The 13,941-nt window shown below is 59.7% G+C and carries 14 protein-coding genes; 8 read left to right on the top strand and 6 right to left on the bottom strand.

Going from position 1 to position 13,941, the window contains the following annotated elements:
- Positions 1–168 precede the first annotated feature (168 nt).
- Positions 169–1,413 carry a glutamine synthetase family protein gene (locus tag AB4Z35_RS10380; RefSeq protein WP_442096984.1) on the top strand — a complete coding sequence of 415 codons (1,245 nt, stop codon included), beginning with the start codon at positions 169–171 and terminating at the stop codon, positions 1,411–1,413.
- 70 nt (positions 1,414–1,483) lie between these two features.
- Positions 1,484–2,860: an MFS transporter gene (locus AB4Z35_RS10375; protein ID WP_442096912.1), complete on the top strand. Its 1,377-nt coding sequence runs from the start codon at positions 1,484–1,486 to the stop codon at positions 2,858–2,860.
- 63 nt (positions 2,861–2,923) lie between these two features.
- Here the strand turns inward: AB4Z35_RS10375 and AB4Z35_RS10370 are convergent, their stop codons facing one another.
- The 4 genes from AB4Z35_RS10370 to flgA all read right to left on the bottom strand — a co-directional run bounded on the left by AB4Z35_RS10370 (position 2,924) and on the right by flgA (position 5,532).
- Entirely contained in the window at positions 2,924–3,670 is a 747-nt protein-coding gene (locus tag AB4Z35_RS10370) for a flagellar brake protein (protein WP_442096911.1), read from the bottom strand.
- Positions 3,671–3,763: 93 nt separating this feature from the next.
- Entirely contained in the window at positions 3,764–4,231 is a 468-nt protein-coding gene (locus AB4Z35_RS10365; RefSeq protein WP_116261887.1) for a flagella synthesis protein FlgN, read from the bottom strand.
- A 48-nt stretch (positions 4,232–4,279) separates the two neighbouring features.
- Positions 4,280–4,606 carry a flagellar biosynthesis anti-sigma factor FlgM gene (gene flgM / locus AB4Z35_RS10360; protein WP_007994591.1) on the bottom strand — a complete coding sequence of 109 codons (327 nt, stop codon included), beginning with the start codon at positions 4,604–4,606 and terminating at the stop codon, positions 4,280–4,282.
- Between the two features lie 167 nt (positions 4,607–4,773).
- The gene (flgA, locus tag AB4Z35_RS10355) at positions 4,774–5,532 is read right to left on the bottom strand and encodes a flagellar basal body P-ring formation chaperone FlgA (RefSeq protein ID WP_442096910.1); all 759 of its coding nucleotides are present in this window, start codon (positions 5,530–5,532) and stop codon (positions 4,774–4,776) included.
- 83 nt (positions 5,533–5,615) lie between these two features.
- Between flgA and AB4Z35_RS10350 the strand changes: the two genes are divergently transcribed.
- The 6 genes from AB4Z35_RS10350 (at position 5,616) to flgE (ending at position 10,757) form a co-directional block, all read left to right on the top strand.
- Positions 5,616–6,581, top strand: coding sequence for a chemotaxis protein CheV (locus AB4Z35_RS10350; RefSeq protein ID WP_007994596.1), 966 nt, complete (start codon positions 5,616–5,618; stop codon positions 6,579–6,581).
- A gap of 12 nt (positions 6,582–6,593) precedes the next feature.
- Positions 6,594–7,421 carry a protein-glutamate O-methyltransferase CheR gene (gene cheR, locus AB4Z35_RS10345; protein WP_007994597.1) on the top strand — a complete coding sequence of 276 codons (828 nt, stop codon included), beginning with the start codon at positions 6,594–6,596 and terminating at the stop codon, positions 7,419–7,421.
- 368 nt (positions 7,422–7,789) lie between these two features.
- Positions 7,790–8,197 carry a flagellar basal body rod protein FlgB gene (gene flgB / locus AB4Z35_RS10340; RefSeq protein ID WP_007988729.1) on the top strand — a complete coding sequence of 136 codons (408 nt, stop codon included), beginning with the start codon at positions 7,790–7,792 and terminating at the stop codon, positions 8,195–8,197.
- 3 nt (positions 8,198–8,200) lie between these two features.
- Complete coding sequence (flgC, locus tag AB4Z35_RS10335) at positions 8,201–8,644, top strand: flagellar basal body rod protein FlgC (protein ID WP_007980123.1); 444 nt, start codon at positions 8,201–8,203, stop codon at positions 8,642–8,644.
- A gap of 15 nt (positions 8,645–8,659) precedes the next feature.
- Positions 8,660–9,382, top strand: a complete 723-nt coding sequence (gene flgD / locus AB4Z35_RS10330; RefSeq protein ID WP_442096908.1) for a flagellar hook assembly protein FlgD — start codon at positions 8,660–8,662, stop codon at positions 9,380–9,382.
- A gap of 31 nt (positions 9,383–9,413) precedes the next feature.
- Complete coding sequence (gene flgE, locus AB4Z35_RS10325) at positions 9,414–10,757, top strand: flagellar hook protein FlgE (protein WP_442096907.1); 1,344 nt, start codon at positions 9,414–9,416, stop codon at positions 10,755–10,757.
- Between the two features lie 127 nt (positions 10,758–10,884).
- On the opposite strand, the gene AB4Z35_RS10320 is transcribed toward flgE, so the two are convergent.
- Together AB4Z35_RS10320 and AB4Z35_RS10315 are read right to left on the bottom strand one after the other, a co-directional pair.
- Entirely contained in the window at positions 10,885–12,495 is a 1,611-nt protein-coding gene (locus AB4Z35_RS10320; RefSeq protein WP_442096906.1) for an ATP-binding protein, read from the bottom strand.
- Positions 12,492–13,214 (bottom strand): response regulator, encoded by a 723-nt coding sequence (locus AB4Z35_RS10315; RefSeq protein WP_007980115.1) that lies wholly within the window; start codon positions 13,212–13,214, stop codon positions 12,492–12,494. Before AB4Z35_RS10315 ends, AB4Z35_RS10320 begins: the two co-directional genes overlap by 4 nt.
- Between the last annotated feature and the right edge of the window lie 727 nt (positions 13,215–13,941).

Raw genomic sequence — 13,941 nt, 5'->3', positions numbered from 1 at the left:
CCGAACACGCGGAGCCTATTTTGTACGGTCGCCGTTCGCGGCCCGCACAATAACAAGGATAGCGTCATGAGGACCGTTGGCCTGAGTTCACTCGCGCAGCGATTGACGGGCATTGATGAAGTTGAATGTGTGACGCCGGATTTGAACGGCGTACCACGGGGCAAAGTGATGACCTGCGAGGGCTTTCTCGACGGTCGACGCTTGCAGATGGCGCGGGGTGTGCTGCTGCAATGCATCATGGGCGGATACCCGCCGGCGCGGTTTTACGGCAGCGATGATGGCGACCTGGCGCTGATCCCGGACCCTGCGCAAATCCACCGCTTGCCCTGGAGCAATCCACCGCGGGCCTTCGCCATTTGCGACGCGAATGAACTGGGGACTACCACCAGCTCCAGTCTGTCGACCCGTGGCCAGCTCAAGGCCGTGATTGCCCGTTACGCGGCCCGCGGCCTGGCGCCAGTCGTGGCGACCGAGCTCGAATTTTTTGTCTTCGCCCCCAACACTGATCCGACCCAGGCATTTCAACCGCCACTGGGGCTGGACGGTCGTCGAGAGGATGGGCGGTCGGCGTTCAGCGTCAGCTCCAACAATGGGCTGCGCCCCTTCTTCAATGAAGTCTACGAATGCATGGCGGCGTTGGGCTTGCCTCGCGATACCTTCATGCACGAAATGGGCGTCAGTCAGTTCGAGATCAATCTGCTGCATGGTGATCCGCTGTTGCTGGCCGACCAGACGTTCCTGTTCAAGCACTTGCTCAAGGAGGTTGCGCTCAAGCACGGGCTGAGTGTGGTGTGCATGGCCAAGCCGTTGGCGCATACACCGGGCAGTTCGATGCATATTCACCAGAGCGTCGTCGAGATCGATTCGGGACGTAACGTGTTCAGTGATGAGGCAGGGCAGGAGACGGCAACCTTCCGCCATTTCATTGCCGGCCAGCAGGCTTGCATGGCCGACTTCACCGCGTTGTTTGCGCCGAACGTGAATTCCTATCAGCGCTTGTGCCACCCTTACGCCTCACCGAATAATGCCTGCTGGTCCTATGACAACCGGGCGGCCGGCTTGCGCATTCCAGCCAGTTTGCCGGTGGCCCGTCGGGTCGAGAACCGCTTGCCGGGCGCCGATGCCAATCCGTATCTGGCACTTGCCGCAAGCCTGGCGGCGGGGTTGCATGGCATCGAGAACGCGTTGGAGCCGAGCGCGCCGATTCAGGGTGAATTCGAAGTACCGGAAAATCTTTCGTTGCCGTGTACCTTGCATGCGGCACTCGAGCGTCTGAAACGTAGCCAGTTGGCCAGGGAACTGTTGGGCACGGAATTCATCGAAGGCTACATCGCTTCGAAGACCCTGGAGCTGAGCAGTTTTTATGATGAAATTACTCCCTGGGAACGGCGTGTTTTAGCAGCCCAGGCCTGACGATCCGTCGACATCCGGCTATCGTTTAGCGGTAGCCGATTCTCACTGCAAGGAGCCGCTCGGAACGCCGATGCGCCAAATCTGGAAATCCTTTCGAGCGCTGTATTTCGCCTCGCTGATGATGTTGATCGGCTCGGGCCTGTTGAGTACTTACCTGGGCCTGCGCCTGGCGGCCGACCATGTCGACAGCCTGTGGGTGGGTGCGTTGATGGCCGCCAACTACTTCGGCCTGGTGCTGGGGGGCAAGATCGGTCACCGGTTGATTGCCCGGGTCGGGCATATCCGGGCCTATTCGGCCTGTGCCGGGATCGTCGGCGCGGCGGTGTTGGGCCATGGCCTGGTCGATTGGCTGCCGGCCTGGCTGTTCCTGCGGGTGATCGTCGGCCTCGGCATGATGTGCCAGTACATGGTGATCGAGAGCTGGCTGAACGAACAGGCCGAAGCCAGGCAGCGCGGGTTGGTGTTCAGCGGTTACATGATCGCCTCCTACCTGGGCCTGGTGATGGGGCAATTGATTCTGGTCATGCACCCGGCGCTGGGGCTGGAGCTGCTGATGTTGGTTGCCCTGTGTTTCGCCCTGTGTCTGGTGCCCGTGGCCCTGACCCGGCGGATCCACCCGGCACCGCTGCACCCGGCACCGATGGAGCCACGGTTCTTTATCAAGCGCGTGCCGCAGTCATTGAGTACGGTGCTCGGGGCAGGCCTGATCGTGGGGTCGTTCTATGGTCTGGCGCCGCTGTATGCCTCGCAGCAAGGGTTGTCCACGGAACAGGTCGGCCTGTTCATGGGTAGCTGCATTTTTGCCGGGCTGCTGGTGCAGTGGCCGTTGGGCTGGTTGTCCGACCGCTACGACCGGGCGGTGTTGATCCGCAGTTTCGCGTTCAGCCTGGCACTGGCCGCACTGCCGCTGGCGATCATGCCGCAGGTGCCGCTGGAGGTTCTGTTTCTCGCCGGTTTTGTCTGTTCGCTGGTGCAGTTCTGCCTGTATCCGTTGGCGGTGGCGTTCTCCAATGACCACGTCGAAGGTGATCGCCGGGTGTCCCTGACGGCGATGTTGTTGGTGACCTATGGTGTGGGTGCGAGCATTGGGCCGCTGGTGGCCGGGGTGCTGATGAAGCTGTTCGGCAGCCAGATGCTCTATGCGTTTTTCAGCTTCTTTGCGTTGGTACTGGTGTGGCGAATTCGTCCGAAAGCGGTGACCAACCTGCATCAGGTGGAAGATGCGCCGCTGCATCACGTGGCCATGCCGGACAACATGACGAGTTCGCCGCTGGTAGCCTGCCTCGACCCGCGGGTCGATGAGCAGGTGGTGCAGGATCAGATGACCGGTCCGGTCGGTCACGGCCCGGAGCCAGAACCTGAATCCGAAGCTGCGCCTGAAGCCGATCAGCCGCCAGAAGACCCGGATACAGGACGAGATCCCAACTTGAGCGAGGCCAGGCCTTAAATCCAGGGCACAAAAAAACGGGCAGTCACCGCAAGGGACTGCCCGTTTTTTGTTGACGCTCTGTCAGAGGTCGTCTTTGTCGAAGCGACGCGCTTCGCGTTGCAACTGGTAGACGAAGCGTTCGACCTGACGCTGCACCAGCCCGCTCATGTTGTGGAAGCGAACGCCGGCGAAGGTGGTGGAGATCTTTTCTTCGAAGTGCAGATAACGCAACTCGACCGGAGCGGTCATTTTGCCGAAGGGCAGTTCGGCGCTGAAACGGTCGTAAACCTGACCCAGTTGCAAGCTGCTGGTGATGTCGCCGTCGAAGCGCAGTTTGCAGCCGGTAGCGGAAATATCCAGCAGTTTGCCGCTGATCGAAGTCTTGAGCTTTTCGCCGTCCAGGTTGACGTTGACCAGTTGTGCCAGCTTCAGCGCGGCGCGGAACGCATTACGACGCTGGTGGTACACCACYTCATCGGGCAGGCTGCCGCGGTAGCAACGGCTGYCGCCGGAYTCGTCGATGGTCAATTGGCCGTTGCTTTCCCAGGCGATGCGCACGCCTTCGTGGAAGCCTTCGACCTTGAACGGTTCGCCCGCCAGCAGGTAGCGCTCGCCATCGCGGGGGATCATTTCGTCCAGGGCAATCATGTTGCTTTCACGGTCCAGCTCCACCAGATAGCTCTGGAAGCGCTGGCTGCGCTCGTGGAACGTGATGATCAGCGGGTCATGGCTTTCGAGCAGCTGGCGCAGGTTGCCGGAGATTTCCAAGGGCGTGGAGAGCACCTTGGGTGGCTGCGGAGCATCATCCACGGATAAGGCATTGGACACGGTTAATCAATCTCCAGACAAAATTTGACTACGACTAGCCAGCATTTTGCCAGCATCTTTCGCGTCTTGGATAGAGCGGGCTCATCGACCGGCCTAAGCCTGACTGAGCGGGCGTGGCTTAGCAAGCTTGGAGAAGGTTCCGCTGGCATCGTAAAGCGCCGGGGTTTCACCGCCGTTAAGGATTTTCAGCTGGGTGGCTGTAGCGGCTTGCTGAGTGAGAATCGACTGGCCGTTGTTGGCATTGATGGCCTGGCACTGGGCCAGGAGATTGGTCAGCACGTCACTTTGCGCCAGCAACTGGTCACCGATGCTCGACTGGCTGGCCAGTTGCTCCAGGCCGGTACGGTTGGTCGGCAGGTTGAGGCTGGCGAGAATTTCACTGCGCTTGCGGCCATGCTGTTCGAGCAGAACGACCAATGCCTGTTTCTGCGCCAGGATGCCCTCGAGCAATGGCATGTCGCGGCCATGCAAGGCGAGGGATTCGGTCTGCAGTAACTCCAGCAAGTGTTGCGCTGGAGCAAAGTCGTCGGTGATCAGTTGCAGTAAATGAGTGTCGTGCATGGCTGGCCTTGGGTTTTAAGCGTCCAAAAGCCTGGCGCCGGCGATGGCCTAGCGCTGGGCTTCGAAGTTGAGCAGTTTGCTGGCTACACGGTTGCTGTCGACTTTATAGCTGCCATCGGCAATCGCTGCTTTCAACTCTGCCACGCGGGCTTTGTCGACGGCAGGCTGATCGCGCAGCTTGTCAGTGACCTTCTGCAACTGTTGAGCCTCATTGCTGAGATGTACCGATTCCCCGCTTTTGACGGTACCGGCCTGTTCGGCCGCGGACTCCAGCGGCGCGGATTTGTCGGCTTCGGCGCTTTCCTTGCTGGCGCTGGTACGTGTACTGCCCGTAAGGGACGAGGAGCTGTTCAAACGGCTGAAATCGATGACCATGATAAAAAACCTCTGGGAATTTGGACGCTTGCCATGGTTTCGGCCATTCCCTGGAAAACTTTAGGCTCATTTATCAATGAACCTCGCGCGCGTCAGCGCTTGCCCTGCATGGAGCACAGTCTAGGGAACCGCCGCGGCAAGCGCCACATTCCGATGAACAGTGAGCTTTACATGGACACTTCCACCTGCCCCGGCGCCATCACCTGCGCCTTGATGACTCGCTGGGAATTGAGGTTTTTCACCCGGATCTGTTCGCTCAGGCTGCCGTTCGACAGGGCTTCGCCCGGCATGCGCACGCTGAGCGTACCGCTGCGGGCGGTAATCACCACCTGATCACCCTTGCGGATGACCTCGGCCTGTTCGATATGTACCAGGGTAATCACCTGGTCGGCGACCATTGGTCGGGTCAGTCGCTGTCCAACCGCCTGGTCGAGGGTGGTCAGGTAGCCCTGGCCGATCAGGCTGATATCGCGCTCGCGCAGGATTACATCCCCAGGCTCGACAATGGCGGCGCGGCGCAGTGGCCGGGCGGTGGTCACGACATCGCGAAACAGGCGGACTTGAGCGGGTACGAACACTGTCCAGGGGGAAGCGCCCTCGCAGCGGACCTTGACCGTGACCCGTCCCAGCGGCTTGGGACTCTCAAGGGTCGCTGTCAATTCCTTGTCGCACATGGGCATGTGCATGCGCGGGTCGAGCGGGTTGACCTGGATTTCGTAGCGACCTTCCGTTTGACTGGTGGCCAGATAGTCTTCTACGGTGAATTCAAGAAAGCCCTGAGTGACGCCGATAAGCATGTCAGGCAAGGTAACCGCGTCAGCAAGGGCAGGGCTGCCAGCGTTGAACAGGCAAACGGCCGCCAGCACGCCGAGCAATTTTCGGCAGGGTGTGGTCAAGTGTCGGAAAAATGTCGGTTCTGTGTTCATAACGATTAAAAAAGCAAGCGCCGTGCCGTTCAGTGATGAAGGCGCGTCGCAACAACACTTGGCGTTGGTGTAGGAGTCTGGGCATGGCTGGTGTAATGGATTCGGTGAACCAGCGCACGCAACTGGTGGGGCAGAATCGCCTTGAGCTGTTGTTGTTCCGTCTCGACGGCCAGCAGCTGTACGGGATCAACGTTTTCAAGGTTCGGGAGGTGCTGCAATGCCCCAAACTGACTCTGATGCCCAAGTCCAGTCCTGTCGTGTGCGGCGTGGCGAATATCCGGGGGGCGACCATTCCGATCCTTGATCTGGCGATGGCGACCGGCTCCGGTGCTTTGAAGGACAAGAACAATCCCTTCGTGATCATCACGGAGTACAACACCAAGACCCAGGGTTTCCTGGTTCGCTCGGTGGAGCGCATCGTCAACATGAACTGGGAGGAGATCCATCCGCCACCCAAGGGCACTGGACGCGATCACTACCTGACGGCGGTGACGCGAGTCGACAATCAGCTGGTTGAAATCATCGACGTCGAGAAAGTGCTGGCGGAAGTGGCACCGACGCCGGAAGCGATCTCCGTGGGTGTGGTGGATGTCGAAACCCAACACAAGGCGCTTTCGTTGCGTGTGCTGACGGTTGACGACTCGTCGGTGGCGCGCAAGCAGGTCACGCGTTGCCTGCAAACGGTCGGTGTCGAAGTGGTGGCGTTGAACGACGGTCGGCAAGCGCTGGATTACCTGCGCAAACTGGTCGACGAGGGCAAGAAGCCGGAAGAAGAGTTCCTGATGATGATCTCCGATATCGAAATGCCGGAGATGGACGGGTACACCCTGACGGCGGAAATCCGCAACGACCCGCGCATGCAAAAGCTTCATATCATCCTGCATACTTCGTTGTCGGGAGTGTTCAATCAGGCGATGGTCAAGAAGGTCGGTGCCGATGACTTCCTGGCCAAGTTCCGTCCTGATGACCTGGCATCCCGGGTGGTCGACCGGATCAAGGCAGCAGATATCAGCCAGGGGCCTGCACCCCTGGCAGTCAACACGATTTAAGAGGCGGCATCATTGTCTACGGGTAATTTGGATTTCGAACAGTTCCGGGTATTCCTGGAAAAAGCCTGTGGCATTTTGCTCGGTGAAAACAAGCAGTACCTGGTCTCCAGCCGTCTCAACAAACTGATGGAACAGCAAGGCATCAAGTCTTTGGGTGAGCTGGTTCAGCGCATGCAGACCCAGCCGCGTAGCGGTTTGCGCGAACAGGTGGTGGATGCCATGACCACCAACGAAACCCTGTGGTTTCGAGACACCTACCCGTTTGAAGTCTTGAAGAACAAGGTACTGCCCGAAGCGATCAAGGCCAGTCCCGGCCAGCGCCTGCGCATCTGGTCGGCGGCGTGCTCGTCGGGGCAGGAGCCGTATTCGCTGTCGATGTCCATCGACGAGTTCGAGCGGGTCAACCTGGGCCAGTTGAGGATGGGCGTGCAGATCGTTGCCACCGACCTGTCCGGGACCATGCTGAACAACTGCAAGACCGGCGAATACGACAGTCTGGCCATCGGTCGCGGTCTGTCGCCTGAGCGCCTGCAGCGTTATTTCGACCCGAAAGGGCCGGGGCGCTGGGCGATCAAGGCACCGATCAAGAGCCGGGTGGAATTCCGTTCGTTCAACCTGCTGGACAGCTACGCGAGCCTCGGCAAGTTCGACATCGTGTTCTGCCGCAACGTGTTGATCTACTTCTCCGCCGAGGTGAAGAAGGACATCCTGTTGCGCATCCACAGCACGTTGAAGCCGGGCGGTTACCTGTTCCTCGGTGCTTCCGAAGCACTGAACGGTTTGCCGGATCATTACCAGATGGTCCAGTGCAGCCCGGGGATCATTTACCAGGCGAAGTGATTTCGCTGGCGTCGGCAAAAAAAACGGGAGTCCTCAGGGGCTCCCGTTTTTTTGTGCCTGCTGATTTCTCACGGGTACCACCTACTCCCTGTGGGAGCGGGCTTGCCCGCGAAAGCGGTAGATCAGAAAAGTCATATCGGCTGACACGACGCCTTCGCGGGCAAGCCCGCTCCCACAGGGTCAAGTGTTGTCCTCCAAATCAAGTAAGGCGGCAGAAAAGCGACATCCGGCGGAAAACCGTTGCCGCTTTTCTGGCATTGCCGCGTTGCCATGGCCGGCAAAGCCCCGGTTTCCGGGCTTTTTTGAATTGGCATGGGGCTTGCTAAGTTGATCCTACGAAAAATCAGGTCACCCGAAGGTTTCCCGACATGAGCATCAGCTTCGATAAAGCGCTCGGTATCCACGAACAAGCCCTGGGCTTCCGCGCCCAGCGTGCCGAAGTCCTGGCCAATAACATCGCCAACGCCGATACCCCGAACTACAAGGCTCGGGACCTGGACTTCTCGAAGGTACTCGCCGAGCAGAACGAGAAAACCAAAAACGGCACCTTCGCCTTGAACATGACCAACAGCCGTCACATCGAAGCTGAAGGCCTGGGCAATGGCGACGAGTCGTTGCTGTATCGCACGCCGATGCAACCGTCGATCGACCAGAACACCGTGGACGCTCAGCTGGAACAGTCGAACTACGCGGAAAACGCGATCGGCTTCCAGGCCAGCTTCACCCTGCTCAACAGCAAATTCAAAGGGCTGGTGTCAGCCCTGCGCGGAGAGTAAGCCATGTCTCTATCCAGTGTTTTCAACATTGCCGGTAGCGGCATGAGTGCGCAGACCACGCGTTTGAACACCGTCGCTTCGAACATCGCCAACGCCGAGACCGTCTCGTCGAGCATCGACCAGACCTACCGCGCGCGTCACCCGGTGTTCGCCACCATGTTCCAGGGCGGCCAGAGCGGCGGCAGCGACTCGCTGTTCCAGAGCCAGGACGCGGCCGGTCAGGGCGTGCAGGTGTTGGGTGTAGTCGAAGACCAGAGCAACCTCGAGGCGCGCTACGAGCCGAACCATCCGGCGGCCGATGCCAAGGGTTACGTCTACTACCCGAACGTCAACGTGGTGGAGGAAATGGCCGACATGATTTCCGCGAGCCGTTCGTTCCAGACCAACGCCGAAATGATGAACACCGCCAAAACCATGATGCAGAAAGTCCTGACCCTCGGTCAGTGATAAGGGGCGACTCAGATGAGTGTTACCGATTCCACCAGCGGTTTGAGCCTCAACGACATCCTGGCCAATTCCTCGATCAAGACCAACCCCACAACTGATGGTCTGGCGTCGGCAACCGGCAAGTCTACGGGCAGCCAGGCCCTGGGCAAGGATGCGTTCCTGCAGTTGCTGGTSACCCAGCTGAAAAACCAGAACCCGCTGGAGCCTCAGGACAACGGCGCGTTCGTGGCCCAGTTGGCACAATTCAGCAGCCTGGAAGGTATTACCACGCTCAACGACACCGTGAGCGGCCTGGCCAGCAACTACAACTCGTCCCAGGCCTTGCAGGCGTCGTCGCTGGTGGGTCGTTCGGTTATCGCTCCGGGCGACAAGGCCGTGGTCGACACTACCAAGAGCCTCAGCGGCACGGTGGTCGTGCCGACTTCGGTGGCGTCCGCCACCCTGAAAATCACCGACGCAACCGGCAAGACCGTGCGCACCATCGACCTGGGTTCGCAGAAGGCCGGCAACGCCAGCTTCATCTGGGACGGCAAGAACGATGCGGGTGAGACGGTACCTGCGGGCACCTTCGCCTTCGGCGCCACGACCACCATCGATGGCAAGTCCGTCGCGTTGATCACCAACCTGCCCGCGACCGTCAACAGCGTGACCATCAGCCAGACCGGCGGGGAGTTGATGCTCAACCTGGCCGGGCTGGGCAGCGTTGCTCTGTCCAAAGTACAAACCATTGGTATGTAAAGCCGACTAATACGGCACAAAGGAGTGGATGATGTCTTTCAATATCGGCCTTAGCGGTCTCTTTGCAGCCAACAAGCAACTGGACGTGACCGGCAACAACATCGCCAACGTTGCGACCACCGGTTTCAAGTCGTCCCGTGCAGAATTCGAAGACGTGTACTCGGCGACCCGCCTGGGTACCGGCAGCAAGACCGTCGGCAGCGGCGTGCGTCTGGCCAACGTTTCCCAGCAGTTCACCCAGGGTGACGTGAGCAACACCGGCAACGTGCTCGACATGGGTATCCAGGGCAACGGTTTCTTCGTCCTGAACAACAATGGTTCGCTGACCTACACCCGTGCCGGTACTTTCAAGACTGACAAAGAAGGTTACGTTACCAATAGCGACGGTACGGCCCGTTTGCAGGGTTACGGTGTAGATGCCAATGGCAAGATTCTCAATGGCGTGTTGACCGACCTGCAAATCGACACCTCCAACCTGGCCCCGAAGGCCACCAACACCGTTTCGTCGACGATCAACCTGAACTCCACGGCTGCGGTGATCGATCAGACTGTGGCTACCAACAAGTTCGATCCGAGCAAGCCCGCCACTTACACCAAGCAGTTCACTACCCCGGTTTTCGATACGCAGGGTAACCAGCACCCCATGGACCAGTACATGGTCAAGACGGGTCCGAACACCTGGGATACCTACACCCTGATCGATGGTCGCAACCCGGATGGCAGCGACCCTGCTGTGACGGCTCCGATCCCTTCGACCATGACGTTCGATTCGAGCGGCAAACTGGTTTCGGTCAGCACGCCGGTACCGCCGACTGTTCCGCCGACCGTTCCGACACCTGCACCGGTTATCGGCAATGACCTGAAAATCACTGGCTGGACTCCGGGCTCCGTGACCGGCGGCGTCTGGACCCCCAACGGGGCAAGTGCCGACCCGGCAGGTGTGACCATTTCAATGGCCAATACCACGCAGTTCAACGCCGACACCGCGCGTTCGATTCCTGCGCAGAACGGCTACGCGACTGGCCAGATCACCAACCTGACCATCGACGGCAGCGGTGTGCTGCTGGCCAACTTCAGCAACAACCAGACCAAGGCGATCGGCCAGATTTCCCTGGCCAGCTTCACCAACGAACAAGGTTTGCAGCCAGTAGGCGGCACCAGCTGGAAGGAAACCTATGTGTCGGGTATTCCTGGTTACGATGCCCCGGAAACCGGCACCCTGGGTTCGATCGTTTCCAACTCCCTGGAAGAGTCCAACGTCAACCTGACCAACGAACTGGTCGACCTGATCAAGGGGCAGAGCAACTACCAGGCGAACGCCAAGACTATCTCCACCCAGAGCACCATCATGCAGACCATCATTCAGATGACCTGATGCTGGAATGTGCTGTGCAAGGAGCCCCTCATCAGAGGGGCTTTTTTGTGGCCTGAGGTTTTGTGTTGGATATGATGGCCTCTTCGCAAGCTTGCCCGCGAAGAGGTCATCACAGACTACACAGACCTCAACGCTTCTCCTGATTGCGCGGCCAGCTCAGGCTGAAACACGCCCCACCCAGACTCTTGCTCTTGCCGATCAACGCACGCCCGCCGTGCCAATGGATGATGCGCCGCACGATCGACAACCCCAGTCCATGCCCGCCCGACGCACGGGTGCGGCTGTCGTCGAGGCGCAGGAACGGCGTGAAGATCTTCTCCCACGCCGACTCCGGCACCCCCGGCCCGTCATCCTCGATATCCACCCGGCAGCGCTGCTGCCCCACCTGATAGCTGATGGTCACCCGTGATTGCGCATGGCGCATGGCATTGCTCACCAGGTTCTGGATCGCCCGGTGCAGATAACGCGGTTCGGCCTCGACCCAGGCATCGTCGTTATCGGCAGCCGACAGACACAAACCCCGCTGTACCGTGACGTCGGCACGCAACGGGGCCAGTTCTTCAATCACTTGATTGACCAAGGCATCCAGATCGATCCGCTGAAAATTCAGCGCCGGTGAGCCCTGCTCCAGCCGCGCGTAGGTCAGCATCTCGTCCACCAGCCGGTCGAGATCCTCGATGTCGTTGTCCATGCCCTGGCAGTATTTTTCCAGGGCTTGCGGCGTGGTGGCCGAGCCGATCATTTCCAGGCCAAAGCGCAGACGCGCCACCGGTGTGCGCAACTCGTGGGACACCGCGCGCACCAGTTCGCGTTGAATCGCCAGCAACTGTTGCAAGTGCTCGGCCATGCCGTTGAACGCCGAGGCCAGCCGCCCGACCGAGTCCGCGCCGCGCGCCGGCACGCGGGTTTCCAGGCTGCCCTTGGCAATGCGCGTGGCCGCCGCTTCCAGGCCACGCAAGCGCCGCTCCAGCTGACGCACCAGCAGATAGACGATCAAACCGATCAGCGTCAGGCCCAGCGCAGCAATCAGTACCAGCCACTCCGGCGGGTAAGGATTCATCTGGTACAACGGGCCGATTTCCAGGACCCACGGCGTGCCGACCATGCCGGCAAACACCCGGATCGAATCGCCTTCCTTGCCCAGCGCCATCACGGTGTCACCCTCGGACACCCGGCGGCTCTGGTCTTCGTCCATGTCCGCCTCGTCAACCGTGACCAAGCGCAGGTCGAAGCCAAAGCCCTTGTCTTGCTTCAATTGCGCCAGGCGCAAGGGCTGGTCGGCTACCGGGGTGCGCACCAGTTCATCGGTCAACAGGTAGATGGTCGCCCGGGCCAGTTGCTCGCTGATCTGTTGCACTTCCCCGGTGAGCATCAACTGCTCCTTTTCGCTGACCAGCTTGTAGACCTTCGCCGCGTGCGGTCCGGTCTGCTCCACCAATGCCTGGCCGCGCAACACACGAGTGCGTTGAGTCAGGTCAAGGTCAGTCTCGGCAAAGGTTTTCAGCGCCAGCGGAATCCCCAGCAGCCGCTCCCACACCAGCAAGGCCCGGTGGCGCTCGGTCTGGTTCATCGGCTGCAGGTTGTCGGCCATCAGCGAAAACGTGCCGTGGGCCAGGCGCTCGCGGTATTGCTCGCTGCGCACCTGATTGAGCAGGTGCAACGCCAGCACACCGAGCACCGCCACCAGAATCAGCGCGGCGCACATGCCGCCATAGATACGCAGGAAGATCGAGTTCACAGGGTCTGGTCTACGCAGGCCTCGGGAACGAACAGATAGCCTTTGCTGCGTACGGTCTTGATCAGCCGTGGATGCTCCGGGTCATCGCCGATCTTCGGGCGGATGCGCGAGATGCGCACATCGATGGAACGGTCCTGGCCGTCATAGCCGATGCCCCGCAGCGCGGTGAAGATCTCTTCCCGCGAGAGGATACGCCCGGCATTGGCCACCAATAGCCAGAGCAAGTCGAATTCGGCACTGGTCAGCTCGATGCCGTTGCCCTGCAGCCAGGCTTCGCGCAAGGCGTTGTCGACGATCAGCGGGCCGAACTGCAGACGCCGCTGTTTTTCCGGGGCGACTTCGGGCGTTTCACTACGGCGCAACAGGGCCTGGATGCGCGCCAGCAGCAGGCGCGGGCGCACCGGTTTGCACACATAGTCGTCAGCGCCCAGGTCCAGGCCGAGAATCTGGTCGGTGTCGTCGGTGCGGGCGGTGAGCATCAGGATCGGGCCGTCATAGCGGGCGCGGACCTTGCGGCAAATGCTCAGGCCATCTTCACCGGGGAGCATCAGGTCGAGGATCACCAGGTCCGGTTGTTCCTTGATGATGCGGTTCGCAGCGAGCGCACCATCTCCTTCGATCGATACACGCAGGCCATTGGCTTCCAGGTAATCGCGGGTCAGTTCGGCCAGTCGCTGGTCGTCCTCCACAATCAATACCTGCCAGGCTTCTTGCTCCACGGGTGACCTCTGCTTGCCAAAACCACTAATAAGGAAGGATCCACCCGTCTTTTTGTAATGATTCGGGGGGACAAATATGTATACACGCTGGGCCGATTGTATAAACGCCGCCCGTCGAGAACACAAGCGGGGAAATACGTTCGGACGACACGGTTTTTTGTGATAGGGTTCGCGCCCTTAAAAATCCGCCCGAGCGTTTTCGATCGCAGAAAATTGCTGAAAAAAGGTCCGGTCCAGCAGCATCGCGGCCTACACGCCGGTTCCCTCTTTCACACACAATTTACGCACAGGTTTATCCACAGGCAGTACGTTGCAATCGCCCCCCAAAACGCATTATCTTGTAGCCCGGCGCTAAAAAAACCCTAGATATAGGGTTTTGCGCGAAAAACCAAACACAAACCAGACATCAATTTCAAGCGCTTTTATTGCCTCTGTCCGGTTGAGCCAAACGTATTTTCGAAAGACCAAACCGCGCGTGCGGATGGCTACTGTATTTCGGCCCCGAGTGGTGAAAACGGTACGGGTGTTGCAGTCCCAACTGTCACCTATAACGGACCCCGGTTTCAGGCCCAAGGCGTGAGACCAAAGACTTCGGCATGGAAGCGGCGCCCGATAAAGCCCCCTTCCTACTGTCCCGAAGTTGTTATGCCCGGCGCTCGCCGGTTGTAGTGCTTCAGGACGGAACGGTGGGCACCGTGATGGTGCCCAAACAAACATAGAGAATGTG

This window comes from Pseudomonas sp. KB_15 (assembly GCF_052114525.1).
Lineage (GTDB): Bacteria > Pseudomonadota > Gammaproteobacteria > Pseudomonadales > Pseudomonadaceae > Aquipseudomonas.
The sequence above is the reverse complement of the archived record's forward strand: the minus strand, read 5'-3'. Positions and strand labels throughout refer to the sequence as shown.

Coding starts and splice junctions, on each gene's coding strand:
- AB4Z35_RS10375 (WP_442096912.1), top strand. CDS start 1,484: ATGCGCCAAATCTGGAAATCCTTTCGAGCGCTGTATTTCGCCTCGCTG.
- flgM (WP_007994591.1), bottom strand. CDS start 4,606: ATGGTCATCGATTTCAGCCGTTTGAACAGCTCCTCGTCCCTTACGGGC.
- AB4Z35_RS10365 (WP_116261887.1), bottom strand. CDS start 4,231: ATGCACGACACTCATTTACTGCAACTGATCACCGACGACTTTGCTCCA.
- flgA (WP_442096910.1), bottom strand. CDS start 5,532: ATGAACACAGAACCGACATTTTTCCGACACTTGACCACACCCTGCCGA.
- flgE (WP_442096907.1), top strand. CDS start 9,414: ATGTCTTTCAATATCGGCCTTAGCGGTCTCTTTGCAGCCAACAAGCAA.
- flgC (WP_007980123.1), top strand. CDS start 8,201: ATGTCTCTATCCAGTGTTTTCAACATTGCCGGTAGCGGCATGAGTGCG.
- flgB (WP_007988729.1), top strand. CDS start 7,790: ATGAGCATCAGCTTCGATAAAGCGCTCGGTATCCACGAACAAGCCCTG.
- AB4Z35_RS10380 (WP_442096984.1), top strand. CDS start 169: ATGACCTGCGAGGGCTTTCTCGACGGTCGACGCTTGCAGATGGCGCGG.
- AB4Z35_RS10350 (WP_007994596.1), top strand. CDS start 5,616: ATGGCTGGTGTAATGGATTCGGTGAACCAGCGCACGCAACTGGTGGGG.